Annotated in this window: 23 protein-coding genes and 2 pseudogenes; 22 read left to right on the forward strand and 3 right to left on the reverse strand. The window is 64.9% G+C overall.

Annotation, left to right across the window (positions count from 1 at the left end; translation table 11 throughout):
* Positions 1 to 25 precede the first annotated feature (25 nt).
* The 9 genes from AB8Z38_RS30815 (at position 26) to AB8Z38_RS30855 (ending at position 9,015) form a co-directional block, all read left to right on the forward strand.
* Positions 26 to 982: an N-carbamoyl-D-amino-acid hydrolase gene (locus AB8Z38_RS30815; protein ID WP_369721381.1), complete on the forward strand. Its 957-nt coding sequence runs from the start codon at positions 26 to 28 to the stop codon at positions 980 to 982.
* 47 nt (positions 983 to 1,029) lie between these two features.
* Entirely contained in the window at positions 1,030 to 1,857 is an 828-nt protein-coding gene (locus AB8Z38_RS30820; RefSeq protein WP_369721382.1) for an ABC transporter substrate-binding protein, read from the forward strand.
* Positions 1,854 to 2,711 carry an amino acid ABC transporter permease gene (locus AB8Z38_RS30825; RefSeq protein WP_369721383.1) on the forward strand — a complete coding sequence of 286 codons (858 nt, stop codon included), beginning with the start codon at positions 1,854 to 1,856 and terminating at the stop codon, positions 2,709 to 2,711. Before AB8Z38_RS30820 ends, AB8Z38_RS30825 begins: the two co-directional genes overlap by 4 nt.
* Entirely contained in the window at positions 2,708 to 3,472 is a 765-nt protein-coding gene (locus tag AB8Z38_RS30830) for an amino acid ABC transporter ATP-binding protein (protein WP_369721384.1), read from the forward strand. The genes AB8Z38_RS30825 and AB8Z38_RS30830 overlap by 4 nt, the downstream gene beginning before the upstream one ends.
* A 15-nt stretch (positions 3,473 to 3,487) precedes the next feature.
* Positions 3,488 to 4,303, forward strand: coding sequence for an ABC transporter substrate-binding protein (locus AB8Z38_RS30835; RefSeq protein WP_369721385.1), 816 nt, complete (start codon positions 3,488 to 3,490; stop codon positions 4,301 to 4,303).
* A complete protein-coding gene (locus tag AB8Z38_RS30840) occupies positions 4,290 to 5,174 on the forward strand; it encodes a polysaccharide deacetylase (RefSeq protein ID WP_369721386.1) in 885 nt (294 codons plus the stop codon). The genes AB8Z38_RS30835 and AB8Z38_RS30840 overlap by 14 nt, the downstream gene beginning before the upstream one ends.
* Positions 5,175 to 5,182: 8 nt before the next feature.
* Complete coding sequence (locus AB8Z38_RS30845; RefSeq protein WP_369721387.1) at positions 5,183 to 5,839, forward strand: aspartate/glutamate racemase family protein; 657 nt, start codon at positions 5,183 to 5,185, stop codon at positions 5,837 to 5,839.
* Positions 5,840 to 6,061: 222 nt separating this feature from the next.
* Positions 6,062 to 7,645: an ABC transporter substrate-binding protein gene (locus tag AB8Z38_RS30850; protein ID WP_369721388.1), complete on the forward strand. Its 1,584-nt coding sequence runs from the start codon at positions 6,062 to 6,064 to the stop codon at positions 7,643 to 7,645.
* Positions 7,642 to 9,015, forward strand: a complete 1,374-nt coding sequence (locus tag AB8Z38_RS30855; protein WP_369721389.1) for an amidohydrolase family protein — start codon at positions 7,642 to 7,644, stop codon at positions 9,013 to 9,015. The genes AB8Z38_RS30850 and AB8Z38_RS30855 overlap by 4 nt, the downstream gene beginning before the upstream one ends.
* 196 nt (positions 9,016 to 9,211) lie before the next feature.
* Here the strand turns inward: AB8Z38_RS30855 and AB8Z38_RS30860 are convergent, their stop codons facing one another.
* Entirely contained in the window at positions 9,212 to 10,111 is a 900-nt protein-coding gene (locus AB8Z38_RS30860; RefSeq protein WP_369721390.1) for a LysR substrate-binding domain-containing protein, read from the reverse strand.
* Between the two features lie 135 nt (positions 10,112 to 10,246).
* On the opposite strand from AB8Z38_RS30860, the gene AB8Z38_RS30865 reads away from it, so the two are divergent.
* The 9 genes and pseudogenes from AB8Z38_RS30865 to AB8Z38_RS30905 all read left to right on the forward strand — a co-directional run bounded on the left by AB8Z38_RS30865 (position 10,247) and on the right by AB8Z38_RS30905 (position 18,381).
* Positions 10,247 to 11,281: an ABC transporter substrate-binding protein gene (locus AB8Z38_RS30865; RefSeq protein ID WP_369721391.1), complete on the forward strand. Its 1,035-nt coding sequence runs from the start codon at positions 10,247 to 10,249 to the stop codon at positions 11,279 to 11,281.
* 23 nt (positions 11,282 to 11,304) lie between these two features.
* Positions 11,305 to 12,338, forward strand: a pseudogene (locus AB8Z38_RS30870) (ABC transporter ATP-binding protein).
* Entirely contained in the window at positions 12,335 to 13,210 is an 876-nt protein-coding gene (locus AB8Z38_RS30875) for an ABC transporter permease (protein ID WP_369721392.1), read from the forward strand. Before AB8Z38_RS30870 ends, AB8Z38_RS30875 begins: the two are co-directional and overlap by 4 nt.
* The gene (locus tag AB8Z38_RS30880; RefSeq protein ID WP_369721393.1) at positions 13,207 to 14,013 is read left to right on the forward strand and encodes an ABC transporter permease; all 807 of its coding nucleotides are present in this window, start codon (positions 13,207 to 13,209) and stop codon (positions 14,011 to 14,013) included. The genes AB8Z38_RS30875 and AB8Z38_RS30880 overlap by 4 nt, the downstream gene beginning before the upstream one ends.
* Before the next feature lie 8 nt (positions 14,014 to 14,021).
* Complete coding sequence (locus AB8Z38_RS30885) at positions 14,022 to 15,158, forward strand: NAD(P)/FAD-dependent oxidoreductase (protein WP_369721394.1); 1,137 nt, start codon at positions 14,022 to 14,024, stop codon at positions 15,156 to 15,158.
* A 30-nt stretch (positions 15,159 to 15,188) separates the two neighbouring features.
* Positions 15,189 to 15,485, forward strand: coding sequence for a (2Fe-2S)-binding protein (locus AB8Z38_RS30890; protein ID WP_369721395.1), 297 nt, complete (start codon positions 15,189 to 15,191; stop codon positions 15,483 to 15,485).
* Entirely contained in the window at positions 15,482 to 16,900 is a 1,419-nt protein-coding gene (locus tag AB8Z38_RS30895; protein WP_369721396.1) for an NAD(P)/FAD-dependent oxidoreductase, read from the forward strand. The genes AB8Z38_RS30890 and AB8Z38_RS30895 overlap by 4 nt, the downstream gene beginning before the upstream one ends.
* A complete protein-coding gene (locus AB8Z38_RS30900) occupies positions 16,897 to 18,018 on the forward strand; it encodes an NAD(P)/FAD-dependent oxidoreductase (protein ID WP_369721397.1) in 1,122 nt (373 codons plus the stop codon). Before AB8Z38_RS30895 ends, AB8Z38_RS30900 begins: the two co-directional genes overlap by 4 nt.
* Positions 18,019 to 18,033: 15 nt before the next feature.
* Positions 18,034 to 18,381 carry a RidA family protein gene (locus AB8Z38_RS30905; RefSeq protein ID WP_369721398.1) on the forward strand — a complete coding sequence of 116 codons (348 nt, stop codon included), beginning with the start codon at positions 18,034 to 18,036 and terminating at the stop codon, positions 18,379 to 18,381.
* A gap of 4 nt (positions 18,382 to 18,385) precedes the next feature.
* On the opposite strand, the pseudogene AB8Z38_RS30910 reads toward AB8Z38_RS30905, so the two are convergent.
* Positions 18,386 to 19,311 (reverse strand): annotated as a pseudogene (locus tag AB8Z38_RS30910) (LysR family transcriptional regulator).
* A 118-nt stretch (positions 19,312 to 19,429) separates the two neighbouring features.
* Here AB8Z38_RS30910 and AB8Z38_RS30915 point away from each other — a divergent pair.
* From AB8Z38_RS30915 to AB8Z38_RS30925, 3 genes are read left to right on the forward strand one after another with little or no spacing between them, the layout of a single operon-like run.
* Positions 19,430 to 20,788: an MFS transporter gene (locus AB8Z38_RS30915; RefSeq protein WP_369721399.1), complete on the forward strand. Its 1,359-nt coding sequence runs from the start codon at positions 19,430 to 19,432 to the stop codon at positions 20,786 to 20,788.
* Positions 20,785 to 21,282 (forward strand): GAF domain-containing protein, encoded by a 498-nt coding sequence (locus AB8Z38_RS30920; protein ID WP_369721400.1) that lies wholly within the window; start codon positions 20,785 to 20,787, stop codon positions 21,280 to 21,282. The genes AB8Z38_RS30915 and AB8Z38_RS30920 overlap by 4 nt, the downstream gene beginning before the upstream one ends.
* A gap of 18 nt (positions 21,283 to 21,300) precedes the next feature.
* Entirely contained in the window at positions 21,301 to 22,548 is a 1,248-nt protein-coding gene (locus tag AB8Z38_RS30925; RefSeq protein ID WP_369721401.1) for an amidohydrolase family protein, read from the forward strand.
* A 239-nt stretch (positions 22,549 to 22,787) separates the two neighbouring features.
* On the opposite strand, the gene AB8Z38_RS30930 is transcribed toward AB8Z38_RS30925, so the two are convergent.
* On the reverse strand, positions 22,788 to 24,122 hold the full coding sequence (locus AB8Z38_RS30930) for a dicarboxylate/amino acid:cation symporter (RefSeq protein ID WP_369721402.1): 1,335 nt from the start codon (positions 24,120 to 24,122) through the stop codon (positions 22,788 to 22,790).
* A gap of 124 nt (positions 24,123 to 24,246) precedes the next feature.
* On the opposite strand from AB8Z38_RS30930, the gene AB8Z38_RS30935 reads away from it, so the two are divergent.
* Entirely contained in the window at positions 24,247 to 25,566 is a 1,320-nt protein-coding gene (locus tag AB8Z38_RS30935) for a solute carrier family 23 protein (protein ID WP_369721403.1), read from the forward strand.
* The last annotated feature ends 3 nt before the right edge of the window (positions 25,567 to 25,569 follow it).

Genomic DNA, 25,569 nt, shown 5'->3' on the forward strand with positions numbered 1-25,569 from the left:
CATCGCGCACAGATTGGAGGCAATCTTGGTTCGTGTCCTTCGTGCCGCCGCGGCCCAGATGGGGCCGACGCAAAGAGCAGACGCGCGTGAGCATACGCTTCGGCGGATGCTCGCGCTGCTCGAGGAGGCGGCTGGCCGCGGCGCGAGTCTCGTAGTGTTTCCCGAGCTTGCCTTCACCACCTTCTTCCCCCGCTGGCTGCTGGAGGGCGAGGCGCTCGACCAGTATTTCGAGCGCAGCATTCCGAATCCGGCCGTCACAAAACTGTTCGACCGTGCGCGGGTGCTGCGCGTCGGCTTCTATGTCGGCTATGCCGAGCTGACGCCGAATGGTCGCCGCTACAATTGCGCCATCCTGGTCGACCGCGACGGCGAAATTCTCGGTCGCTATCGCAAGGTGCATCTGCCGGGCTCGGTCGAGCCGCGCCCGGGCGCGCGATATCAGCAACTCGAGAAGCGCTATTTCGATTATGGCGACCTTGGCTTTCCCGCGTTCCGCGCCGGCTCGGCCTGGGCCCATGCGATCATGGGCATGATGATCTGCAACGATCGCCGTTGGCCGGAATCCTGGCGCGTGCTCGGGTTGCAAGGCGTCGAGCTCGTCTGCATCGGCTACAATTCGGCCGCCTACGATCCCAATGGCGGCGTCAGCGAAGACGCCTCCTTGCGCACCTTCCACTCGACGCTGGTGACGCAGGCCAACGCCTACATGAACGCGACCTGGGCGATCTCGGTCGCCAAGGCCGGCGAGGAGGACGGCTCCGGGCTGATCGGCGGCTCCTGCATCGTCGACCCCAACGGCTGCATCGTTGCGCAGGCCGCAACGCTGAGCGACGAGGTGATCGTCGCCGACGTCGATCTCAACCTCTGCCGCCAGGGCAAGGACAAGATGTTCAATTTCGCCGCTCACCGGCGGCCGGAGCAATACAGGGTACTCACCGAGCGCGCCGGTGTCATCGAGCCCGCGGTTCTCGACGCTGACTGACCAGATGGCGCGGTGTGGCAAAGGAAAAGACTGGCAAAGGAACTGACATGACGCGCCTTTCACTTTCTCTCGGTCTTGCCGCGCTGGCCGCCGTTGCGTCCGCAGGGGCCGCCGAGCTTCCCGCGGAGATCAAGCAAGCGGGCACGCTGAAGCTCACGGTCAACTCCACCTACGCGCCGATGGAATACCGCGATCCCGCCACTAGCGAACTCGTCGGGTTGGACATCGATCTTGCGAACGAGCTCGCCAAGCGGCTCGGCGGCCTCAAGATCGTCTGGAGCGAAACGCCGTTCGCCGAGCTGATCCCCTCGCTCCAGACCAAGCGCGCCGATTTCATTCTGTCCGGCATCTCCGACCGGGCCTCGCGACGCGAGACCGCCGATTTCGTCGACTATCTGACGACCGGTCCGCAGTTCTTCGTCATGGCGGAGAGCGAGGCGAAGGCGGCGACCGATCTCTGCGGCAAGAAGATCGGCACCACGCGCAGCACCAGTTTTCCGGTCGAGATCGAGAAGTGGAGCAAGCAGAATTGCGAGGCGGCGGGCAAGCCGGCCATCCAATACGTGCCAGGCGAGAACTCGATCGACGTCCGCAACCAGCTCAAGCAGGGCCGCATCGATGCGGCTGTACAGGGCAGCGAGACGCTGCCTTACGCGCAAACGCAGGAGCCCGGCAAATATCGCGTCGTTGGTGAAGCCTTCGCCAAGGGCTATCAGGGCATCATGTTTCGCAAGGAAGATGTGGCGCTTCGTGAGGTCGTGACGGAGAAGCTCGCCGCCATGATCGCCGACGGCTCCTACAAGGCCGTGCTCGACAAATGGGGCCTTGGCGCGAACGCGGTGACCCAGCCCATGCTCAACGCGGCGTCGCAATGAAATCGGCGCCGGCACTCGCGGAAGGTTTTCCAGATCTGTCGGGGATGCGGATCGCGCGCGAGCCGCACTGGTTTCGCTGGCTCAGCGCGGCGGTGATTATCCTAGCGCTCGTTGCGATCGGTCGCGCGTTTGCGAACGGCCAGATCGAATGGTCGTATGTCGGCCGCTTCCTGACTGTAAAGGCGATCCTCGAAGGCATCGTCAACACCATGGTAATGGCGGTGCTGGCGAAGGCGCTCGGCATCTTCCTCGGCATTGTCGTCGCGATCATGCGGCTGTCGCCCAATCCGGTGCTGAAGACTGTCGCCGCCGGCTACACCTGGCTGTTCCGCGGCACGCCGCTGATCCTGCAATTGCTGCTGTGGTTCAACCTCGCGCTGGTGTTTCCGACCATCGGCATTCCCGGTCTGTGGAGCGCGCGCGCCGTCGACGTGATGACGCCGTTCCTTGCCGCGCTGCTCGGGCTCGGTATCAACCAGGGGGCCTACACCTCCGAGGTGATGCGTGCCGGCATGCTGTCGGTCGACATCGGGCAATACGAGGCGGCGCAGGCGATCGGCATGGGGCGCTTGCGCGCGCTGCGCCGGATCATCCTGCCGCAGGCGATGCGGGTGGTGATCCCGCCGCTCGGCAACGAGTTCATCGGCATGGTGAAGGCGACCTCGCTTGCGAGCGTGATCCAGTATCCGGAGGTGCTGCACAACGCCGAAAACATCTATTACGCCAATTCCCGCGTGATCGAGCTGCTGATCGTCGCCGGGCTCTGGTACCTGCTCGTAGTCTCGGTCCTGACGCCGCTCCAGATGCTGCTCGAACGCCGTTTTGCCCGCGGCACGTTGCGGTTTGCGCGATGACAAAGCCCCTCGTCGCGATCCGCTCCGTCAGCAAGAGTTTTGGCGAGTTTCAAGCTCTCAAGAATGTCTCGCTCGACATCTGGCCCGGCGAGGTGGTGTGTCTGATCGGCGCGTCCGGGTCGGGCAAGACCACGCTGCTTCGCTGCATCAACCAGCTCGCCGCCATCGACAATGGTGGCATCTGGTTCGATGGCGAGCTCTTGGGCATGCGCGAGCAGGGCGGCCGGCTCTATCGGCTGAGCGAGCGCGACATTAGCCGGCAGCGGTTGAAGACCGGCATGGTGTTCCAGCGCTTCAATTTGTTCCCGCACAAGACGGCGCTCGACAACATTACCGAAGGACCGCTCCAGGTACAGGGGCGCAAGCCCGGTGAAGTGCGCGCCGAGGCGCTCGAACTACTCCGGCGCGTCGGGCTGTCGGCGAAGGCCGACGCGTATCCCGCGCAGCTTTCCGGCGGACAGCAGCAGCGCGTGGCGATCGCACGTGCGCTCGCGATGAAGCCGATGCTGATGCTGTTCGACGAGCCGACCAGTGCGCTCGATCCCGAACTCGTCGGCGAGGTGCTCGCCGTCATGAAGGAGTTGGCACGGAGCGGCATGACCATGCTGGTGGTGACGCACGAGCTCGGCTTTGCGCGCGAAGTCGCCGACCGCGTCGTCTATATGGATCAGGGTGCGATCGTCGAGCAGGGACGGGCATCCGAGGTCCTCGGCGCGCCGCGCGAGGAGCGCACCAAGGCATTTCTTTCGGCAGTGATCTGAAACGGGGGCATGTTGATGAAGAGAATTTTGGTTGCCGCGGTGATTTTGGGGGCTTTGAGTGCATCTGCCATGGCCATCGAGCTGCCGGCGGAGATCGCCAAGCGCGGCAGCATCAAGGTGGCGCTGGTGCCGAACTATCCTCCGATGGAGTTCCGCGATCCCGCCGCCAACACGCTGTCTGGCTTCGACATCGATCTCGGCGAGGCGCTCGGGCGCAAGCTTGGGGTCAAGATCGAATGGACCGAAACCAGCTTTGCCGAGTTCATGCCGTCGATTTCGACGGGCCGGGTGGATGCCATCCTGTCCGGCTTCACCGACTATGCGAGCCGGCACGAGATTGCCTCCTTCGTCGACTATCTGCGTAGCGGTCCAAAATTCTTCGTGCAGCAATCCCGTGCCTCCGAGTTCAAGGACATGGCTGCGCTATGCGGCAAGAAGGTCGGGGCCAGTCGCCGGACCATGTTTCCGGCAGAGATCGACAAGTGGAGCCAGAAGAATTGCGGCAGCAATCCGATCCAGTTCGTCGGTACGGACGGCTCGGCGGATGCGCGCACGCAGCTCAGGCAGGGTCGTATCGACGCCGCCGTGCAAGGCAACGAGACGCTGCCCTATCTGATGGACATCGAGCCGGGCGCCTATGCGCCGGTCGGCGATCCGTTCGCGACGCAGTTCACGGGCATTGCGCTGCCGGTCAAGGAAAAGGCGTTGCAGCAGGGTATGGTCGAGGCGCTCGATGCGCTGATCGCGGACGGCACCTATCGTGCTCTGCTGGCGAAGTGGAAACTCAACGATAACGGCATAGAGAAGGCGACCATCAATGCTGGACAGTAAGGCACTCCAGAGCATCCCGCTCGTTCCGGCCAACACCGCGGATCCCGCGCCGGAATATCCCTGGCCCAAGCCGTACAATTCGGCGATGTTCTTGTCGTTCGACGTGGACGCGGAGAGCGCCTGGACCAGCAAGGACGCGGTCCATGCGCAGCGGCTCATTACCATGAGCTATGGCGGCTACGAGGCGCGTGTCGGCACGCCGAAGCTTTTGGAGCTGCTCGGCCAGCTCGATCTCAAGGCGACGTTCTTCATCACGGGATGGTCGGTCGACGCGCATCCGGCGATGGCGGAATCGATCCTCAAGGCCGGTCATGAAATCGGTCATCATGGCTATCATCATCTGCTGCCGGATCCCGGCGATCCCTGGATCGAGGAGGAACTGGAGCGCGGCTTCGAGGCGCTGAAGCGACGGCTCGGCATCAGGCCGACCGGCTATCGCGCGCCCTATGGCGAGTTCACCGAGGAGCTGCGGGTCGCGTTGGTGCGCCACGGCATCGTCTACACTTCTTCCTTCCGCGACGACGTGCGGCCGTATCGCCATCGTCTCGCCGACGGCAAGCCTGGAACGATCGAGCTGCCGGTGACCGCGAGCTATGACGACTGGATGCACGGCCTCTCCGCCCGCTTCAGCCCGCGCTCGATCTTTCCCAAGGAGCACGTGCTGTCGATCTGGAAGGACGAGCTCGACGAAACCCGGGACTGGGGCGCCATGGTGACCACGGTGCTGCACCCGCAATGCAGCGGCCGTCCGATGCGGCTGCGCCTCTTGCGCGAGTTCCTGACCTACGCAAAATCCTGCCCGGACGTCTGGATCACAACTGGCGAGAAGATCGCCGCCAACTTCCTGCGTCACGAGGCTGATAACAGCTGAGCAATGCCATGACCCGCCGCCGCATTCTCGTCATCAATCCCAACTCCTCCGCATCGGTGACGGCCGCGATCGACCACGCGGTCGCACCGCTTCGCATCGCTGGCGGGCCGGAGATCGAGGTGGTCGGCCTTGCCGAGGGACCGCCCGGCATCAGCTCGCAGCGCGATGCCGACAGCGTCGTCATGCCGCTGGTGAACCGTGTGTCGCGCGACGATGCAGATGCCTTCGTGCTCGCCTGCTTCAGCGATCCCGGCCTGCATGCGGTGCGCGAGGCGGCGGACGGACGTCCGGTGCTGGGCATCGCCGAGTGCGGTATTTTCCGGGCGCTGATGCTCGGCGAACGTTTTGGGATCATCGCGCTGTCGCCGTCGAGCATCCGCCGTCAGCAGCGCATGGCGCGGGTCATGGGCGTCGACAGCCGCTATGCCGGAAGCTGGTCCGTCGGCGCGAGCGCGGCGGAGACAGCAGGCGCTGACATCCGCAGCCGCTTGATCGAAGCCGGTCGCGCGCTGGTCGCGCAATGCCGTGCCGACGTCGTGGTGATGGGTTGCGCCGGCATGGCCTCGCATCGCGCTGCAATTGCTGAGGCCATCGGTGCGCCCGTGGTCGAGCCGGCGCAGCAGGCGGTGGCGGTGGCGATCGGCGCGGTCTTGCTGCGTGCTTGAAGGGTATACGATGCGCTTGAACGTTCTGGATCGGTCGGGCCGCGTGCTCGCTGCACCTCGCCCGCTTGCGGGAGAGGTCGGCGCGAAGCGCCGGGTGAGGGTTTTCTCCTCTTGGGGGTCCTCGCCTGCGGATGCACCCTCGCCCCAGCCCTCCCTCGCAAGCGGGGGAGAGGGCGCACTGCCGCTGCGGCTGGATCTAGCGTCACACAGGAGCCTCTCGTAATGCCCATCTCCCGCCGCTCGGTTGTTAAGGCCGCCGCAGCGCTGCCGGCGCTTTCGCTGCCGGGCATCGTCCGCGCGCAATCCCAGACCACGCTACGCTTCATCCCTGTCATCGATCTCGCCTTCGTCGATCCGATCTATTCGACCGCGCAGGTGTCGCGAAACCATGGCTTCATGGTCTACGACACACTCTACGGCATGAGCTCGTCGCTCCAGGTCTCGCCACAGATGCTGTCGGGCCACGCCATCTCCGGCGACCAATTGCAATGGGACCTCACCCTTCGCGACGGCCTGTTCTGGCACGACGGCGAGCGCGTGCTGGCGCGCGACTGCGTCGCGAGCATCCGCCGCTGGGCGGCGCGCGATGGTTTTGGCGGTGAGCTGATGGAGGCTACGGATGAGCTCCTGGCTGTCGATGACCGTACCATCCGCTTCCGTCTCAAGCGTCAGTTTCCACTGCTGCCGCAAGCGCTCGGCAAGGCCGCGATCAATGCCTGCTTCATGATGCCGGAGCGGCTGGCGAGCCAGGATCCGTTCAAGCCGCTGACCGAAGTGATCGGCAGCGGCCCCTTCCGCTATCTCGCCGACGAGCGCGTGCAGGGCGCGCGCAACGCCTATGCCCGCTTCGAGCGCTATCAGCCGCGCAGCAATGGCAAGCCGGATTGGACGGCGGGACCGAAGATCGTGCACTACGATCGCGTGGTCTGGACCACCACGCCCGATGCGGGCACCGGCGTCGCCGCGCTTCAGACCGGCGAGCAGGATTGGCAGGAGACCACGCCGCATGATCTGTTGCCCGTGATCAAGGCCGCCGGCGATATCGACACGCGCGTGCTCGATCCCAGAGGTTACGCCTGCATGCTGCGCCTCAACCACCTCCAGCCGCCATTCGACAATCCCGCGATTCGCCGCGCGCTGTTGGGCGCGATCGACCAGTCCCTGTTCATGATGGCAGTCGCCGGCACCGATCCGGCCTACCAAGTGTCGCCGATCGGCTACTTCGCGCCGGGAACGCCAATGGCGAGCGAGGTCGGCCTCGACGTGTTCCGCGGCCCGCGCGACTACGCCAGGGTGAAAGCCGATCTGAAAGCCGCCGGCTACAATGGCGAGAAGATCGTGCTGCTCGTGCCCACCAACTCGCTCGCGCAAAAGCCACTCGGCGAGATCGCCGTCGACTCACTGCGCAAGGCCGGCATGAACGTCGAATATGCCGGGCTCGATTTTGCCGTGGTACTGCAGCGTCAGCTCAAGAAAGATCCGCTTCCGCAGGGCGGCTGGAGTGCAGCGGTCGGCAACTGGCAGGGCATCGACTGGCTCAATCCGGCTGGCAACACCAATCTGCGTGGCGAGGCCAAGGTTGCCGGCTGGTACGCGAGCGAGAGGATGGGGCCGTTGCGCCGCCAATGGCTGGCGGCGTCCGAGCTTGCTGAGCAGCAGCGCATCTGCCGCGAGATTCAGGCGGTCGCGTTTGAGGAAATCCCCTATATCCCGATCGGCCTGTACAAGCAGCCGACCGCCTATCGCAAGGCCATCACCGGCATTCTCGACGGCACCGCCGTCTTCTGGAACGTACGCCCCGCATGAGCGCAATCGCAATTTTTGGCAGCTATGTGCTGTCCCGCAAGGACGGCGCGCAGGACGTATTGCGCGACCATTGGGTCCTCGTTGAAGGCAAGAAGATCGCCGCGGTCACACGCGATAAGCCGCACGCGGAGCAGGTCTATGATCGTCCCGGCCGCTTCGTGCTGCCGGGCCTGTTGAACCTGCACAATCACTGCTTTAGCGAGGCGGTGGCGCGCAGCCATACCGAGGACGGCAACGGCCGCAAGCATAACCAGAGCATCATCTACACTGTGCTGCTGCCGCTGACCAAACGCGGCGCCGACATCCTGGCGCCGGAAGAGCGCCTCGCGGTGGCGCGGCTCGGCATCCTTCAGCTCCTCAAGGGCGGTGCCACCACGGTGATGGAGCCGTTCCGCAATTCGATCCCGGAGATGTTCGATGCGGCCCAGGAGATGGGCATCCGCTTCTACGGCGCGCCGTATCTGTTCTCGACCTCCGACGCTAAGGCCGGCGCCGATGGCGTGGTCCACTATGCCGGCGACGACGGCACCGCCGATATGGCGACCTGGGACGCGCTCTATCAGCGCTGGAACAATCGCGGCGACGGACGTATCAGCCTCGCGATGAGCCCGCATGCCACCGACACCTGCGGTCCCGATCTGCTGAAGGCCTGCGCCGCGCGGGCGCGCGAGCTTGGTGTTCCCATCACCACGCATATGGCGCAGAGCCGCGCCGAGGTCGAGACCATCGGCAAGCGCTATGGCGGCCGCACGCCGGCGCAATATCTCGATTGGCTCGGCCTGCTCGCGCCGGACCTGATGGCGGCGCACTGCATGTTCAGCAGCGACGACGATCTGAAATTGATGGCCGCGCGCGGCATGACCGTGCTGAACTGCCCGCGCGTGTTCGCGCGCGCCGGCGTCACCGCGGCGTTCAGCCGGTTTGTGGAGCACGGCGTTCGCACCGTGGTCGGCACCGACGGCTACAACATGGACCTGCTCGGCGAACTCAACGCCGCCTCGCTGATCTCGAAGATCACCTCAGCGCGCCCCGATGTCGCGAACTCGCCCGAGCTGATCGAGGCGAACACGGCGATTGCCGCCGACGTCATCAAGCGGCCGGATCTCGGCCGGATCGAGCCGGGCGCGACCGCCGATCTCACCGTGGTCGATCTCACCCATCCGCATCTTCAGCCGCTGTTCGACCCACGCCGCGCACTAATCGCACTCGCCAACCGCGCCAATATCGATCAGGTCATGGTCGACGGCCACGTGCTGGTCGATGAGGGCCGCTATCTCGGCGCCGATGAAGCGGCGATCATTGCTGCCGGCACTGCTGCGATCGGCAAGATCTGGGATTTGCCGGAAGCGCAGGCGGCGTTCAAGGGGTGAGTGTTCTCCTGGGAGTCACGAAGGTGGTGCGCTCCCTCTCCCGCTTGCGGGAGAGGGCTGGGGAGAGGGCTCTCTCCACAAAGAGACACTCCCCGCGTAGAGAGAGCCCTCACCCGGCGCTGCGCGCCGACCTCTCCCGCAGGCGGGAGAGGTTGCAGCGAGCCTGTGGCCAAATCGATTCAGTCCAAAGGCAAATCTAATCCTCGAACTCCACCAGCGACTTGCGCATGGCCTCGACCAGATCCAGCGCCACCGGCGAGGGGCTGCGCTGGGCCGGAAAGACTGCGGAGAATTCGAAGTCGATGCGCGGCAGGAAGCGGCGCACGACGACGCCGCGGGTGGAAAATTCCTGCGCGGTGAAGGGATCGCAGATCGCGACGCCAAGCCCGGACGATACCATGCCGCACATGATCTCGGACAGCGCAGTCTCAACCCGCAGCACGCGGCGGACATCGTGACGGTGAAAGACCTGGTCGACCAGATGGCGGCTCGACGATCCCGCCGACAGCGAGATGAAGGTCTCGCCCTCGAAATCGTGCGGCTCCAAGACCTCCTTTTCCGCGAGGCGATGGCCTGTCGGAAGCACCGCGACGCGCGCCGGTGCCGGCAGCCTCAAGCTCGGCAGGCCGGAATGCGCGATCGGCACCTCGGCAAAGCCGACGTCGCATTGATTGTTCAGCACCCAGTCGACCACGATCGGCGAGATCACGCCGAAGAAGGCAAGGTTGAGGTTCGGCCGCTCCTTCAGGAAGTGACCGGTGAGCCGCGGCAGATAGCCGTTCGACAGCGCCGGAAGCGCTGCGATGCGCAGCGAGCCGGTGCGGCGGCCGCGGATTTCTTCCGCCGCCGCGGTGATGCGTTCGAGGCCGACAAAGGAGCGCTCCACTTCAGTATAGAGCGCCATCGCCGCCGCGGTCGGGACCAGGCCAGTGCCGCGCCGCTCGAACAGCTCCATCTTCAGCAGCGCCTGGAGGTCGCGCAGCAGGCGGCTGACCGCCGGCTGCGTCACCGCCATCAGCGCCGCCGCCTCGGTCACGCTGCCGGTGAGCATTGTCGCGCGGAAAGCCTCCACCTGCCGCGAATTGATCCGCGCCATATGCCAAATTCCATTCATAACATTTCGGCATGTAGAGGGTGCCATTATTCATTGGACGATGGAAGCCCGGGTTTGCGATCTTTTTCATCAGAGCTGGAGACAGCCCGCTTTTTCGGCAGATGGAGATCGGTCCACATGAAGACTCTCAGCCTTCTGACCGCGGTCAGCATCGCGGCACTCCTTGCGATCCCGTCGGTCGCTTCCGCCCAGCAGAAAACGCTTTATGTCGCCGGCTATGGCGGCTCGTTCGAGAAGACCATCCGCGACGAGGTGATCCCCAATTTTGAGAAGGAGAACGGCGTCAAGGTCGAATACGTCGCCGGCAACTCCACTGACACGCTGGCCAAGCTCCAGGCCCAGAAGGGCAACCAGCAGATCGACGTCGCCATCGTCGATGACGGCCCGATGTACCAGGCCATCCAGCTCGGCTTTTGCGGCAAGCTCGAGGGACTGCCCGCCGACCTTTACGACACCGCCCGCTTCAAGGATGATCGCGCGGTCGCGATCGGCATCGTCGCGACCGGGTTGATGTACAACACCAAGGTGTTTGCCGAGAAAGGCTGGGCGCCGCCGACGTCGTGGAACGACCTGAAGGACACGAAATACGCCAAGCAGCTCGTGATCCCGCCGATCAACAACACCTACGGTCTGGAAGCGCTGGTGATGCTGTCGAAGATGAATGGCGGCGGCGAGTCCAACGTCGATTCCGGCTTCAAGATCTTCAAGGAAGAGATCAATCCGAACGTGCTCGCCTATGAGCCGTCGCCGGGCAAGATGACCGAGCTGTTCCAGTCCGGCCAGGCCGTGATCGCGGTGTGGGGCACCGGCCGCGTGCAGAGCTTTGCCAATACCGGTTTTCCCGTCGACTTCGTCTATCCGAAGGAGGGCGCGGCGACGCTGCTGACGACGGCCTGTCCGATCGCCAAGCCGAACGCCTCGCCACTGGCGTCCAGCTTCGTCAAGATGCTGCTCGATCCAAAAATCCAGCTCGTGATGCTGAAGGATTACGGCTACGGCCCGGTGCTGAAATCGCTGGTGGTGCCGCCCGAGCTCGGCAAGATGGCGCCGATCGGCGAGCGTGCGGCGAAGCTCTATAATCCGGACTGGACCGTCATCAACGAGAAGCGCGAGGAATGGACCAAGCGCTGGAACCGCGAGGTCGAACGCTGATCGTTCGCAGCGGAGTCGGAGCCATGTCCTATCTCGAGCTCGATCGGGTCGCCAAACAGTTCGGCGCGCAGACTGTGGTCGACGACTTCAGTCTTGCGGTGAGGAAGGGGAGTTCATCTCCTTTCTTGGCCCGTCCGGCTGCGGCAAGACCACGACGTTGCAGATGATCGCGGGCTTCCTCGATCCCACGCGCGGCGCGATCCGCCTGGAGGGCAAGGACCTCGCGGCAATCCATCCGGCTCAGCGTGGACTCGGCATCGTGTTTCAGAGCTACGCGCTGTTTCCGCATATGACCGCGGCGGAGAATGTCGCCTTCGGTCTGGAGATGCGCAAGGTGCCGCGCGGCGAGCGTGCTGAGCGCGTCCGTGCCGCGCTCGCGATGGTCGGGCTCGCCGGCTATGAGGACCGTCATCCACGTCGCATGTCCGGCGGCCAGCAGCAGCGCGTGGCGCTGGCGCGCGCGCTGGTGATCAAGCCGAGCGTGCTGCTGCTCGACGAGCCATTGTCGAATCTCGACGCCAAGCTGCGTGAGGAGATGCAGATCGAGCTGCGCCAGATCCAGCGCACCATCGGCACCACCACGATCCTGGTCACGCACGACCAGAACGAGGCGATGTCTCTATCTGATCGCATCGTGGTGATGAGCCAGGGCAGGATCGAGCAGATCGGCACGCCGCAGGACACCTATGAGCGTCCGGCCTCGTCCTTCGTCTCGCAATTCCTCGGCAAGACCAACGATTTTGCCGCAACAATCGATCGGACCGTGACGCCGGCGCGGCTTGTTGCGGGATCCTGGAGCGCGCCGGCGCCGGCCGGCCTCAACGGTGCTGTGACCGTCAGCATTCGCCCCGAGCGGATCGAGTTTTGCGACGCGGGCCTCAATGCGAAAATCGTCACCCGCATCTTCCAGGGCAATCACTGGCTGTTCCAATGCGACAGCGAATGCGGCCCGGCGATCGTGATCCGCCAGAACGACGGCGCGAGGCAGCCGGCCGAAGGCGAGGCGGTTCGTCTCACCTGGCGGCTTGAAGACATGAGCGTGAGGGGCGTCGCATGAGCGCGGTCGCCGAGCAGCGAAGCGCACGCGCGCCATGGCTGCTGACCGCGCCAGCTTTGATGCTGTTCGTCGGCGTGCTGCTGATTCCGCTGGCGATGACCGTGATGCTGTCGTTCCACGACTGGGGCCAGTACAAGGGCATCGAGGCGGTCTTCATCCTGAAAAACTGGCGCGAGATCGCGACTGATCCCTATTACGCAGAAATGTTCTGGCGAACGTTTCGCATCGCGATCCTGACCACACTGCTCACCGCCGTGCTTGGCGCGCCCGAGGCGTACATCCTCAATCGCATGACCGGCCGCTGGAAGAGCCTCTTCTTGCTGGTCATCCTCGGGCCACTGCTGATCTCCGTGGTGGCGCGCACGCTGGGCTGGGCGCTCTTGTTTGGCGGCAACAACGGTCTCGTCAACAAGCTCTTGATGTCGGCTGGGGTGATCCATTTCCCGATTCCCTTCATGTTCACCGAAACCGGCATGGTGGTTGCCCTCGCGCATGTGATGATGCCGTTCATGGTGCTCTCGGTGTGGGCGGCGCTGCAGCGGCTCGATCCGCAGATCGAGAATGCCGCACTCTCGCTTGGCGCGGGCCCGACCACCATCATCCGCCGCATCATCCTGCCGCAGATCATGCCGGGCGTGCTGTCGGGCGCGATCATCGTGTTCTCGCTCTCGGCCAGCGCCTTTGCGACGCCCGCGATCATCGGCGGCCGCCGCCTCAAGGTCGCGGCGACGCTGGCCTATGACGAGTTCCTCAACACGCTGAACTGGCCGCTTGGCGCCGCGGTCGCGACGCTGTTGCTGGTGGCGCTGGTCCTGATCGTCGTCGGCAGCAACGCGCTGATCGAACGCCGCTATGCCGAGGTGTTCCGATGAGACGGAACGGCCCGCTGGCGCTGATCTTCCACACCATCTTCGTCATTGTGATGGTGGCGCCGATCCTGGTGGTCTGCCTCGTCGCCTTCACGCCTGAGGGCTTTCTCTCGCTGCCGACCAACGGTTTCTCACTGCGCTGGTTCAGGGCGATCGCCAGCTATCCGGAATTCATTCACGCCTTCTGGATCAGTCTCGGTCTCGGCGCGCTGTCCTCCTTCGTGGCGCTGTTGTTCGCGGTCCCGGCGGCGCTGGCGATCGCGCGCCATCGTTTCCGCGGCCGCGACGCGCTGGCGGCGCTGTTCCTGTCGCCGCTGATGATCCCGCATGTCGTGCTCGGCATCGCCTTCCTGCGCTTCTTTACCTCGGCGGGCCTCGGCGGCAGTTTTGCGGCGCTGATCATCGCACATGTCATCATCGTGTTTCCGTTCGCGCTGCGGCTGACGCTCGCGGCTGCGACCGGCATGGACCTATCGGTCGAGATGGCGGCGGTTTCGCTTGGCGCCGGCGGCTGGACCTTGTTTCGCCGCGTGACGCTGCCGCTGATCCTGCCCGGCGTCATCAGCGGCTGGGCACTCGCTTTCATCCAGTCCTTCGACGATCTGACCATGACCGTCTTTCTTGCGGCGCCGGGCACCGAGACGCTGCCGGTGCGCATGTTTCTCTACATCCAGGACAACATCGACCCGCTGGTGACGTCGGTCTCGGCCTGCGTGATCGCGATCACCATGACCGCCCTGATTTTGCTCGACCGCTTCTACGGGCTCGACCGTGTGCTCGCCGGCAAGGGCGATATGGGGCGATAGGAGAAACCATGCGAACAGATTACGACGTCGCTGTCGTCGGCGGCGGATTGCTTGGCTCCGCCATCGCCTGGGGCCTCGGCCGGCTTGGCAGACGCGTCGCCGTGCTCGATGAGGGCGATATCACCAAGCGCGCCTCCCGCGCGAATTTTGCGCTGGTCTGGGTCCAGAGCAAAGGGCTCGGCATGCCCGCCTACACGGTCTGGACCGTGCAGGCCTCACAAGCGTGGGGCCGGCTCGCGTCGGAGCTGAAGCAACAGACCGGGCTCGACGTTTCGCTTCAGCAGAATGGCGGCTTTCATCTCACGCTGGGCGAAGACGAATTCGGCCAGCGCACTGAGCTGGTCAAGCGCATGCACAACCAGACCGGCGCCGCCGACTACAGGATGGAGATGCTGCCGGCGTCCGAGGTGAAGAAGTCGCTGCCGCTGATCGGGCCGGAAGTGTCGGGCGGCAGTTTTTGTCCGCTCGATGGCCATGTCAATTCGCTGCGCACGTTTCGTGCTTTCCACACGGGATTCAAGGCATTCGGCATCGACTATTTGCCGGAGCGTCCGGTTTCGGCGATCACAAAGAGCGGCGGCGAATTCCGCCTGGCGACGCCGCAGGGCGAACTCCGTGCCGCAAAAATCGTGCTCGCCGCCGGCAACGCCAACCAGACGCTGGCGCCGATGGTCGGCCTCTCTGCGCCGATGGGCCCGACCCGCGGCCAGATCGTGGTGACCGAGCGCACCATGCCGTTCCTGCCGCATCCGCTGACCACGATCCGCCAGACCGACGAAGGCACGGTGATGATCGGCGACAGCAAGGAGGACGAGCTCGATGATCGCGCGCTGAAGCATTCGGTCAGCGCCGTCATGGCCGATCGTGCGCAGAAGATGTTCCCGCATCTGTCGCGGCTCAACGTGGTCAGAAGCTGGGCCGGTATCCGCGTCATGCCGCAGGACGGCTTTCCGATCTACGACCAGTCGGAAACGCATCCCGGCGCCTTCGTCGCCTGCTGCCATTCCGGCGTGACGCTCGCCTCCAACCACGCCTTCGAGATCGCGCGCATGGTCGCCCAGGGCGCGCTGGAACCGGAGCTGGTCGGGGCGTTCTCCGCGAGCCGGTTTGGCGGCGCGGGTGCGGCGAACAGCAGCGGCTATTAGAGATTTAGGAAGGGGCCAAAAGGCATTCCCATGTTTAGACGATCCGAACAGGACAAACGTCCACAAGTGCAAATCTTAGTCGACGGCGTGGCCGTCACGGCGCGCCAGGGCGACACCGTCTCGGCCGCGCTGCTGGCCTCCAGCCGCGACGTGCGCCGCGCCACCGCGGTGAGCGGCGCCCCGCGTCTGCCCTACTGCATGATGGGCGTGTGCTTCGACTGCCTCGTCACCATCGACGGTGTTGGCAACCGCCAGGGCTGCCTCGTGCCGGTCGCGGAGGGCATGCAGATCGAAATCCAGAAGGGCAAGCGGGAGATCGGAAAATGACCATGGCTCCCAAGCGTGACGCCTACGATGTCGTGGTGGTCGGGGCCGGGCCCGCTGGCCTTGCCGCGGCTGCGACATCCGCCGAAGCCGGTTTGTCGACGCTGCTGCTCGACGAGAACGTTGGTCCCGGCGGCCAAGTCTATCGCGCGATCTCTTCGACGCCCGTGACGGAGCGCAATCAGCTCGGCGCCGATTATTGGGGCGGTGCCGATCTCGTGCAGGCGCTAGGCGCGAGCAGCGCGGAAGTTATTCACCGTGCGACGGTCTGGAGCCTCGACCGCAATCTCGAGATCGCCGTCTCCGTCGGCGGCGCCTCGGCTTTCGTCAAGGCGAAGCGCGTAATCCTTGCGACCGGTGCCCTGGAGCGGCCGTTCCCGATTCCCGGCTGGACGCTACCGGGCGTGATGACCGCGGGTGCCGCGCAGACGTTGCTGAAATCATCGGCCTTGGTGCCCGATGGACGGACGGTGATCGCCGGGCAGGGACCGCTGCTCTGGTTGCTCGCCGCGCAGATCCTGCGCCTCGGCGGCCGCATTGACCGCATCCTCGACACGACGGAGCGCGGCAATTATCTCGCCGCGCTGCCTCACGCCTTCGCGTTCCTGACCTCGCCCTATTTCGCAAAAGGCCTCTCGATGATGCGTGAGGTGAGGGCGAAGGTGCAGGTCGTCTCCGGTGTCGCTGAGCTCTCTGCGTCCGGTGACGGCCAGCTTGCGAATGTCGGCTATGTCGCTGGCGGCAAGCGCGAGACCATTCCCGCCGATCTTCTGCTGCTGCACCAGGGCGTCGTGCCCAACGTCAATCTGGCGATGGCGGCCGGAATCGAGCATCGTTGGGACGATCTGCAATTGTCCTGGTCGCCCGTGCTCGATGCGAATGGCAATTCGTCGGTTGCCGGCATCGCCATCGCCGGCGATGGCGCCGGCATCGGCGGTGCGAGCGCGGCCGTGGTGCGCGGCCGTATCGCGGGGTGCACGTCGGTGGAGGCACTGGCGCCTGCGGCGGCGGCGAAGCTACCCGCGATAGCCACACTGCGCTCCGATCTCGCCAAGGCCGAGCGGGGACGCATCTTCCTCGACACGCTGTTCCGGCCTGCGCCGCAGTTCCGCATTCCGGCTGGCGATACCATCGTCTGCCGCTGCGAAGAGGTCACGGCACAGGACATCCTCGATTCCGTCGCGATTGGCGCCACCGGGCCAAATCAACTCAAGGCCTATCGCCGCACCGGCATGGGTCCGTGCCAAGGCCGTCTCTGCGGCCTCACCGTCACCGAGCTGATGGCGCAGGCGCGCGGCAAGACCCCGCAGGACATCGGCTATTACCGGCTGCGCGCGCCGGTGAAGCCGATCACGCTTGCCGAGCTCGCTGCCGTCCCGAAGAGCGAGGACGACATCAAGGCGGTGGTGCGCGGATGATCATAAACGTGGATGCGATCGTCGTCGGTGGCGGCATCCACGGATGCTCCACTGCGCTGCATCTGTGCCTCGCCGGCCTGAAACCGGTGCTGATCGAAAAGGACTATGCCGGCCGCCACGCCTCCGGCGTCAATGCCGGCGGTGTGCGCCAGCTGGCGCGGCACATTCCCGAGATCCCGCTGTCGATCCGATCGATGGGAATCTGGGAAAAAATTTCAGAGCTCGTCGACGACGATTGCAGCTTTGAGAGCCACGGCCAGGTGCTCGCCGCGGAGAACGAGGAAGAGCTCGCGGTCTGCCGCGCCCGCGTCGCCGAGCTGAACGGGCTCGGCTTCACCCATGAGGAGCTGATCGACGCGACTGAACTCCGGCGTCTCGTGCCCGCGGTCGCCGACAGCTGTCCCGGCGGCGTGGTCTCGCGCCGCGACGGCGCGGCCAATCCGGCGCAGACGACGACGGCCTTGCGCCGCAAGGCGGAGCAACTCGGCGCCACCGTGCGCGAGGGCATGGCGGCCAGCAACATTCGCTACAGCGACGGGCTCTGGCACGTCGATGCCGGCACTGAGAGCTACGCCGCGCCGGTGCTGGTCAACGCCGCCGGCGCCTGGGCCGGCAAGATCGCGGCTGCACTCGGCGAGCCGGTCCCGGTCGAAACCGTGGCGCCGATGTTGATGATCACCTCGCGCGTGCCGCACTTCATTGATCCCGTCGTGATCCTGCGTGGCCGGAAACTCTCCTTCAAGCAGTTCAAGAACGGCACAGTGCTGATCGGCGGCGGCCATCTGGCAAAGCCGTATCAGGAGCGCAACGAGACGGTGCTGGACTGGAAGGGCCTCGCGACCAGCGCCCGCACTGTGTTTGAATTGTTTCCGGTCATGCGCGATGCGACCATCATGCGCGCCTGGGCCGGCATCGAAGCGAAGATGAAGGACGATCTCCCGGTGTTCGGGCCGAGCGCCCGCCACAAAGGCCTTTATCACCAGTTCGGCTTCTCGCTGCACGGCTTCCAGCTCGGCCCGGGCGCCGGCGCCGTGATGGCGGAGCTCATCGTCAGCGGCGGGACGCAAACCCGGATCGGCGGTCTCGGCATCGACCGCTTCCATTCCACCACGCCCTAGCAACACGAGGACATCATGAGCATCACCCGCAGCATCCGCACGCCCATCATGCACCGCGCTGTCGAGGCCAACGGCTTCCTCTTCCTCGGCGGCACCATCGCCGACGATACCTCGGTCTCGATGGGCGATCAGACCCGCAACATCCTCGGCAAGATCGCCGGCTATCTGAAGGAGGCCGGCACTGACAAGTCGCGAATCGTCAGCGCCTCGATCTTCGTCACGGATTTGTCCAAGAAAAAGGAGATGGACGCGGCCTGGACAGAATTCTTCGGCGACAATCTGCCGACCCGCGCCACCGTCGGCGTCGCCGACCTCGGCGGCAGCGCGCCGATCGAGGTGGTGGTCACCGCGCTCAAGGGCTGACCGGTCAGTCCGATCTGGCGAACATCCCGACCAGGGTCTCGCGCAGCCAGCGCTGCGCCGGGACTGTGTCGTTGCGCTGGTGCCAGAACAGGCTGACGATGCGCGGCGGCGCTTGAAGCGGAAGCGGCATCGTGTGCAGGAACGGCGCATGGCGGGACTGCGAGCGAAGATCGCGCGGCAGCACGGCGATGAGATCGGACTGCCGCACGATCTCGTAGGCGGCGCTGTAATGATTGACGGTCGCAACCAGGTTGCGCGACAGCCCGCGCGAGGCAAGGAAAAGGTCGTAGGACGGCAGGGTCTTTCCGGCCAGGCTCACATCGACATGCCCGGCGTTGAGGAACCGCGCGTGCCAAGCCGTTTCCCGGCGGCGAGCGGATGATCGCGTCGCATGAAGCAGGCATAATCGACGGTCCACAGCGAGCGTGAGCGAATCGCGGCCGGCTGCTGCGCCTCGTTGACATAGACGCTCAACACGCAATCGACCCTGTTGTCCTCAAGCTGATCTGCGATTTCGACCACGGTATTGGGAACGGTATGGACACGTGTCTTCGGCGCGATCTCGCCAAGATGGTTCACGAGCTTCGGCACGACCAGCGACGCCACGTAATCCGACATTGACAGGCTGAACTCGATCTGCGCACGGCCGGGATCGAACACCTGCTCGTCGAGTGCGCCGCGCATGCGTTCGAGCGCCTCGCCGATCGGCTCCCACAGCGCCACCGCGCGCTGGGTTGGACTGATCCCGGTGCCTGACCGCACGAACAGGGGATCGCCGAGCGCCTCGCGCAGCCGCGCGAGCGCGTTGCTGACGGCCGGCTGCGTCATCGTCAACGCGTTGGCGGCGCGGGTGACGCTGCCCTCGGTCATCAAGGCCTCGAACACTTTCAGGAGGTTGAGGTCGAGCGCGCGGAACGACACAGCAGGCATTCACCATGGTGATATGTTAGATCATGATTATAAATTATGACGATAATGCCGCTTTGTCTATTGTTCCCTCCCGACGACAGGCGGCGCGCCGGGGCCGTGACAATCGAGGGGGACTTCCATGTCGATGATATCGGCGCGCATCGAGCGCCTTCCATTCGCGCGCTTCCACACGCATCTCTTGCTGATGGGCGGGCTCGGCTACACGTTCGACGCGATGGATGCGGCGGTGCTCGCCTTCATCCTGCCGGTGCTGCGCACCGCCTGGAATCTGTCGAGTGTCCAGATCGGCGTGCTCGGCAGCAGCACCTATATCGGTTTCCTGTTCGGGGCCTTGCTGGCCGGAACGCTTGGCGATCTGATCGGCCGTCGCACGGTGATGATGTCGGCGCTGGCGCTCTATTGCGCCGCGTCGATCGTCAGCGCCACGGTGGACACCTGGCCGGCCTTCTTCGCCGCCCGTGTCGTCGCCGGCATGGGTACCGGCGCGGAGAGCGCGATCATCGCGCCCTATCTGGCTGAATTCGTCGCGCGGCGCTACCGCGGCAGCTTTACCGGCGCTCTCGCCGGGTTCTTCTCTTTCGGCTTCGTCGCCGCCGCGTTGCTCGGCTACTTCATCGTTCCCGCCTATGACAATGGCTGGCGGATCGTTCTGGTCATCACGGCTGTGCCGGTCGTCATGCTGTTGTGGTGGCGCCGGGCCTTGCCGGAATCGCCGCGCTGGCTCGAAAGCCGGGGACGGGCGAAGGAAGCCGAAGCCACCCTCGACGGCATCGAGGCGGGCTTTGCGCGCGCGGGTCATGTCCTGCCGCAGCCGATCCTCGAAGCCGCAGCACCCGTCGGGACTGCCGGAACGCTGCTCGCAAATTTCGCGGCGCTGCTGGCGGGCCGGCAGGCGCGCATCACCATCATGACCTGGATCATGTGGCTTGCGATCACGTTCAGCTATTATTCCTTCTTTGTCTGGATACCCGGCCTTCTGGTCCAGAACGGCATGAGCATCACCAAGAGCTTCGCCTACTCGATCGCGATCTATTGCGCGCAGATCCCCGGCTATTTCAGCGCCGCCTGGTTCAACGAACGCATCGGACGGCAGGCGACGATTGCGACTTACATGGTGCTCGGTGGCATCAGCGCGCTCGGGCTCGCCTTTGCGCAGACCGACCAGCACATCATGTTGGCGGGAATCTTGCTGTCGTTCTTCATGAACGGCACCTATGCCGGCGTCTATGCCTATACGGCGGAGGTGTTTCCGACGGCGGTCCGAACCACCGGCGCCGGGCTTGCCTCCGCGATCGGCCGCATCGGTGCGATCGTCTCGCCCATCCTTGTCGGCTATCTCTATCCCAATTTCGGCTTCGCCGGCGTGTTCGGCCTAACCACCAGCGTGCTGCTGTTGGGCGCGCTCACCGTGGTGCTGATGGGGGTGCCGACGCGCGGCCGTTCGCTGGAGGAAATTGCGGCTGGTGAAGCGGCATGATCCGGACGCAACACCGTGCCGATCCCGTTCTCTGCGCGGTCGCGGCCGCGCAGGGCAGGCCGGATCAGCCGGATGCGCTGTTCGCGGCGCTCGACGAAGCCCTGAAGTCGGCGATTGGGCACAAGCTGTTCACGATCCTGACCTACGACGACGACAGCGGCGAAGCGGCGCGGGTTTATTCCAATCTCCCCGGACCCTATCCCGCGGGCGGACGCAAGCGCCTCGCGCCGGGGCCGTGGACCGAGGCCGTTCTCGACCGCGGCGAAGCCTATATCGGCCGCACGCAACACGATTTGCGCAATGTCTTTTCCGACCACGAGCTGATCGCCTCGCTCGGCTGCGCCAGCGTGCTCAACATGCCGGTGCGCTGGCGCGGGCGCACCGTCGGCTCGCTCAACCTGCTCCATGAAGCGGATTGGTACGGCGAGGACGATGTCGCCGTGTGTCTCCCGTTCGCCCAGCTCGCCTTGCCCGCGCTGCTCGCACCGTCCTGATCAGACAGGAAAACCGCTATGTCCAGGATCCTCCTCAAGAACGCCGCTCTGCTCGATCCGCTCAAGCCGGATTTGCTGGAGGGATATCACGTCCTGGTCGAGGATCATCTGATCAAGGAGGTCTCGGACCGGCCGTTGCAAGCGTCCGCCGATCGCACCATCGATCTGAACGGCAAGACATTGATGCCCGGCCTGATCGATCTGCACGTGCATGCGATCGCGGTCGAGCTCAATCTGGCGCAGCAGGTCCACATGCCGAACGTGCTGGTGACGCTGCGCTCGACGCTGCTGTTGCGCGGCATGCTGCGGCGAGGTTTCACGACCGTGCGCGACGCCGGCGGCGCCGGCCATGCGTTGAAGCAGGCGATCGAAACCGGCCTGACCGATGGTCCACGGCTGTTCGTCTCCGGCCGCGCGCTCAGCCAGACCGGCGGTCACGGCGACATGCGGGCGCGCTCGGATTACCTTGCCAGCGACGCGCCCTGTCCCTGCTGCGTCCGCGTCGGCGCGCTGGCGCGGGTCGCCGACGGCGTCGATGGCGTGCGCAAGGCCGCGCGCGAGGAGCTCCAGATGGGCGCCGACCAGATCAAGATCATGGCGTCGGGCGGCGTCGCGTCCCCGACCGATCCGGTCGGTGCCTTCGGCTACTCCGAGGACGAGATCCGCGCCATTGTCGAGGAGGCGCGGGGCCGCCAGACCTATGTGCTCGCCCATGCCTACACGGCCGCCGCCATCACGCGCGCGGTCCGCTGTGGCGTGCGTACCATCGAGCACGGCAATCTCGTCGACGAACCGACCGCGCGCTTCATGGCCGAGCAGGGCGCCTATGTGGTGCCGACGCTCGTCACCTATGAGGCGCTGGCAAAAGAGGGCGCGCAGTATGGCCTGCCGCCCGAAAGCGTCGCCAAGATCGCCGACGTGCGCGACGCCGGCCTGCGCTCGCTCGAGATCTATTGCAAGGCCGGGGTGAAGATGGGTTTTGGCAGCGATCTGCTTGGACCGTCGCAGCGGCTCCAGAGCGACGAGTTCCGCATCCGCGCCGAGATTCTCGGCGCGCGCGACGTCATCGCCAGCGCGACGGTGATCGGTGCCGAGGTGCTCGGCATGGAAGGCAAGCTCGGCCGGATCGTGCCCGAAGCGGTGGCTGACATGCTGGTGGTCGACGGCAACCCGTTGCTCGACGTCGCGTGCCTGCTCGGCCAAGGCGAGCGCATTCCGCTGGTGATGAAGGCGGGCCAGATCCAGTTCGACAGGCTGGCCGCTTAGTTGTTTTGCGCGGTTATCTTTCGCCCAAAACGAGACAAATCCTCCGTGTCAGCCGCAGCCACTGGCCCGGAAGAAAGCAATATCCAAAAACCCGACGCTCTGCCCCCAGTGCGCCGGGTGGAATGAATGAGTATCAATCGGTGATCCCAACCCCGTTGTTGTGACGCGCATTGCACCGACTTTCCATTCCGGGAAACTACCGCAACGGAACCGGGCCGCAGCTGCCGTCGATTTGCGGCCTATGTCGACGCGCCGCCACCCGGCTCCAGCGCCTCGCCCATCTCCAGCGGATGCGCCATGGTCTCGTGCAGCGCGTCGCGGTCGAGCTCGCCCTCGGAGATGCTGATGACGACGCAGGCGACGCCGTTGCCGATCAGGTTGGTCAGCGCCCGACACTCGCTCATGAACTTGTCGATGCCGACCAGGATCGCGATCGACTGGATCGGAATGTCAGGAACGATCGAGAGCGTGGCGGCGAGCGTGATGAAGCCGGCGCCGGTCACGCCGGAGGCGCCCTTTGAGGTGATCATGGCGATGCCGAGAATACCGAGCTCCTGCCAGATCGTCAGATGGGTGTTGGTCGCCTGCGCCAGAAACAGCGTCGCCAACGTCATGTAGATGTTGGTGCCGTCGAGGTTGAAGCTGTAGCCGGTCGGAATCACGAGGCCGACCACCGAGCGTGAGGCGCCGAGATGTTCCATCTTCTGGATCATCTGCGGCAGCACCGTCTCCGACGAGGAGGTGCCGAGCACGATCAGCAGCTCGTCCTTGATGTAGGCGATGAAGCGCAGGATCGAGAAGCCGGCGAGCCGCGCGATCGAGCCGAGCACGAGCAGTACGAACAGGATGCTGGTCAGGTAGAACGTGCCGATCAGCGCCAGGAGGTTGAGCAGCGAGCCGAGGCCGTAGGCACCGACGGTGAACGCCATCGCGCCGAAGGCCCCGATCGGAGCCACGCGCACGATGATGCGGATGATGCCGAAGAACATCTTTGCGGCCTTGTCGACCGCATCCGCAATCGGTTCGCCGGCTTTGCCGAGTAAAGCAATGGCGAAGCCCGAGAGAATCGAGATCAAGAGCACCTGGAGCAGGTCGCCGCGCGCGATCGCGCCCAAATAGCTGTCGGGGATGATCCCCATCAGATGGGCGACGATGCCGTCCTCCTTGGCCTTGGTGACGTAGGTCGCGACCGACTTCGGATCGATCGTCGCGGGATCGATGTTGAAGCCGTTGCCGGGCCGGAGCACTTCGCCGACCAGCAGGCCCATCGCGAGCGCAGCGGTCGAGACCGTCTCGAAATAGATCAGCGACTTCAGCCCGACCCTTCCGACGCGCTTGAGGTCGCCCATCGACGAGATGCCGTGCACGACGGTGCAGAAGATCACCGGCGCGATCATCATCTTGATGAGCGCGATGAAGCCATCGCCGAGCGGCTTCAGTTCCTTGCCGAGATCGGGATAAAAATAGCCGATGAGCACACCGAGTGCGATCGCGATCAGGACCTGGATATAGAGGATCCTGTACCAGGGCTGATGCCGGCGGTGGATGGCTGGCTGGATCGCGACTTGTGTCATAGTGTGTGGCCCGAAACGCATTGATCTTGCGCGAGTTACATCATGTGATGGGCGCAGCAGAAGCGACAATCACATTTTGGTCTGTTCGCACGAAGATGCATCGCTGCACCGCAATGGGGGAAACATGTCGACAGCAACGGGGTCCGAAGGGCAAGAGCAAGGCTATTTTCCAAATTGGAGGCTGAAGACCTCCGGCGTGATCATGCCCGAGGAGCGGCTGCCATGGGGCCAGACGGTCGTCTCCGCTCTGCAGCATTGCGTCGCAATGTCAGGTTCGACGATCATCGCACCGCTGCTGATGGGCTTCGATCCCAATGTTGCGGTGCTGTTTTCCGGCATCGGCACGCTGATCTTCTTCGTGATCGTCGCAGGGCGCGTGCCGAGCTATCTCGGTTCGAGCTTCGCGTTCATCGCCGTGGTTATCGCTGCCACCGGTTATGCCGGGCACGGCCCGAATCCGAATCTGTCGGTTGCGCTCGGCGGCATCGTCGGGGCCGGCGTGCTCTACGGCGTAATTGCGCTGATCGTGATGTGGTCGGGGGTGGGCTGGGTCGAGAAACTGCTGCCGCCGGCCGTCACCGGCGCCGTGGTCGCCGCGATCGGCCTCAACCTCGCGCCTGTGGCAGTCAAGGCGGTGAGCGCCGGCGCGTTCGACAGCTGGATCGGGCTCGCGACCGTTCTGATCATCGGCGTGGTGGCCGTTGCCGCGCCTGGCCTGTGGCGACGCTTGCCGATCATCCTCGGCGCGATCGGCGGATATCTCCTGTACCTGCTGTTCGCCAACGGCCTGGGATTCGGCAAGCCGATCGAGTTCTCCCAGCTTGCGGCTGCGCCGTGGATCGGGCTGCCGAGCTTCACCACGCCGACCTTCCAAGCCGATGCGATTGTCCTGATCGCGCCGGTTGCGATCATTCTCGTCGCCGAGAATCTCGGTCACATCAAGGCTGTCGGCGCCATGACGGGCCGCAGCCTCGATGACTATCTCGGCCGCGCCCTGTTCGCCGACAGTCTGGCGACGATCGTGGCGGCCTGCGGCGGCGGCACCGGCGTCACCACCTATGCCGAGAATATCGGCGTGATGGCGGCAACGAAGGTCTATTCCACGCTGCTGTTCGCGTTCGCGGCCCTTGTGTCGATCCTGCTCGGCTTCTCGCCGAAATTCGGCGCGCTGATCCTGTCGATCCCGGGGCCTGTCATCGGCGGTCTCTCGATCGTATTGTTCGGATTGATCGCCGCCATGGCGGGCCGGATCTGGGTGGAGAACAAGGTCGACTTCGCCAATCCTGCCAACCTGATCACCGTCGCCGTGGCCTTGACGGCGGGCGCCGGCGATCTCACGCTCAAATTCGGCGCATTCACGATCGGCGGGATCGGCACCGCGACTTTCGGCGCCATCATCCTCTATCAGATCCTGACTTCGCCGCTCGCACGTCGTACGGAGTGAGTC

The organism is Bradyrhizobium sp. LLZ17, assembly GCF_041200145.1.
In the GTDB taxonomy this organism is placed as follows: Bacteria; Pseudomonadota; Alphaproteobacteria; order Rhizobiales; family Xanthobacteraceae; genus Bradyrhizobium.

Bases quoted from the DNA above. Each gene is read 5' to 3' on its own strand.
- AB8Z38_RS30820 (WP_369721382.1), top strand. From the start codon at position 1,030: ATGACGCGCCTTTCACTTTCTCTCGGTCTTGCCGCGCTGGCCGCCGTT.
- AB8Z38_RS30825 (WP_369721383.1), top strand. From the start codon at position 1,854: ATGAAATCGGCGCCGGCACTCGCGGAAGGTTTTCCAGATCTGTCGGGG.
- AB8Z38_RS30830 (WP_369721384.1), top strand. From the start codon at position 2,708: ATGACAAAGCCCCTCGTCGCGATCCGCTCCGTCAGCAAGAGTTTTGGC.
- AB8Z38_RS30835 (WP_369721385.1), top strand. From the start codon at position 3,488: ATGAAGAGAATTTTGGTTGCCGCGGTGATTTTGGGGGCTTTGAGTGCA.
- AB8Z38_RS30840 (WP_369721386.1), top strand. From the start codon at position 4,290: ATGCTGGACAGTAAGGCACTCCAGAGCATCCCGCTCGTTCCGGCCAAC.
- AB8Z38_RS30845 (WP_369721387.1), top strand. From the start codon at position 5,183: ATGACCCGCCGCCGCATTCTCGTCATCAATCCCAACTCCTCCGCATCG.
- AB8Z38_RS30850 (WP_369721388.1), top strand. From the start codon at position 6,062: ATGCCCATCTCCCGCCGCTCGGTTGTTAAGGCCGCCGCAGCGCTGCCG.
- AB8Z38_RS30855 (WP_369721389.1), top strand. From the start codon at position 7,642: ATGAGCGCAATCGCAATTTTTGGCAGCTATGTGCTGTCCCGCAAGGAC.
- AB8Z38_RS30860 (WP_369721390.1), bottom strand. From the start codon at position 10,111: ATGGCGCGGATCAATTCGCGGCAGGTGGAGGCTTTCCGCGCGACAATG.
- AB8Z38_RS30865 (WP_369721391.1), top strand. From the start codon at position 10,247: ATGAAGACTCTCAGCCTTCTGACCGCGGTCAGCATCGCGGCACTCCTT.
- AB8Z38_RS30875 (WP_369721392.1), top strand. From the start codon at position 12,335: ATGAGCGCGGTCGCCGAGCAGCGAAGCGCACGCGCGCCATGGCTGCTG.
- AB8Z38_RS30880 (WP_369721393.1), top strand. From the start codon at position 13,207: ATGAGACGGAACGGCCCGCTGGCGCTGATCTTCCACACCATCTTCGTC.
- AB8Z38_RS30885 (WP_369721394.1), top strand. From the start codon at position 14,022: ATGCGAACAGATTACGACGTCGCTGTCGTCGGCGGCGGATTGCTTGGC.
- AB8Z38_RS30890 (WP_369721395.1), top strand. From the start codon at position 15,189: ATGTTTAGACGATCCGAACAGGACAAACGTCCACAAGTGCAAATCTTA.
- AB8Z38_RS30895 (WP_369721396.1), top strand. From the start codon at position 15,482: ATGACCATGGCTCCCAAGCGTGACGCCTACGATGTCGTGGTGGTCGGG.
- AB8Z38_RS30900 (WP_369721397.1), top strand. From the start codon at position 16,897: ATGATCATAAACGTGGATGCGATCGTCGTCGGTGGCGGCATCCACGGA.
- AB8Z38_RS30905 (WP_369721398.1), top strand. From the start codon at position 18,034: ATGAGCATCACCCGCAGCATCCGCACGCCCATCATGCACCGCGCTGTC.
- AB8Z38_RS30915 (WP_369721399.1), top strand. From the start codon at position 19,430: ATGTCGATGATATCGGCGCGCATCGAGCGCCTTCCATTCGCGCGCTTC.
- AB8Z38_RS30920 (WP_369721400.1), top strand. From the start codon at position 20,785: ATGATCCGGACGCAACACCGTGCCGATCCCGTTCTCTGCGCGGTCGCG.
- AB8Z38_RS30925 (WP_369721401.1), top strand. From the start codon at position 21,301: ATGTCCAGGATCCTCCTCAAGAACGCCGCTCTGCTCGATCCGCTCAAG.
- AB8Z38_RS30930 (WP_369721402.1), bottom strand. From the start codon at position 24,122: ATGACACAAGTCGCGATCCAGCCAGCCATCCACCGCCGGCATCAGCCC.
- AB8Z38_RS30935 (WP_369721403.1), top strand. From the start codon at position 24,247: ATGTCGACAGCAACGGGGTCCGAAGGGCAAGAGCAAGGCTATTTTCCA.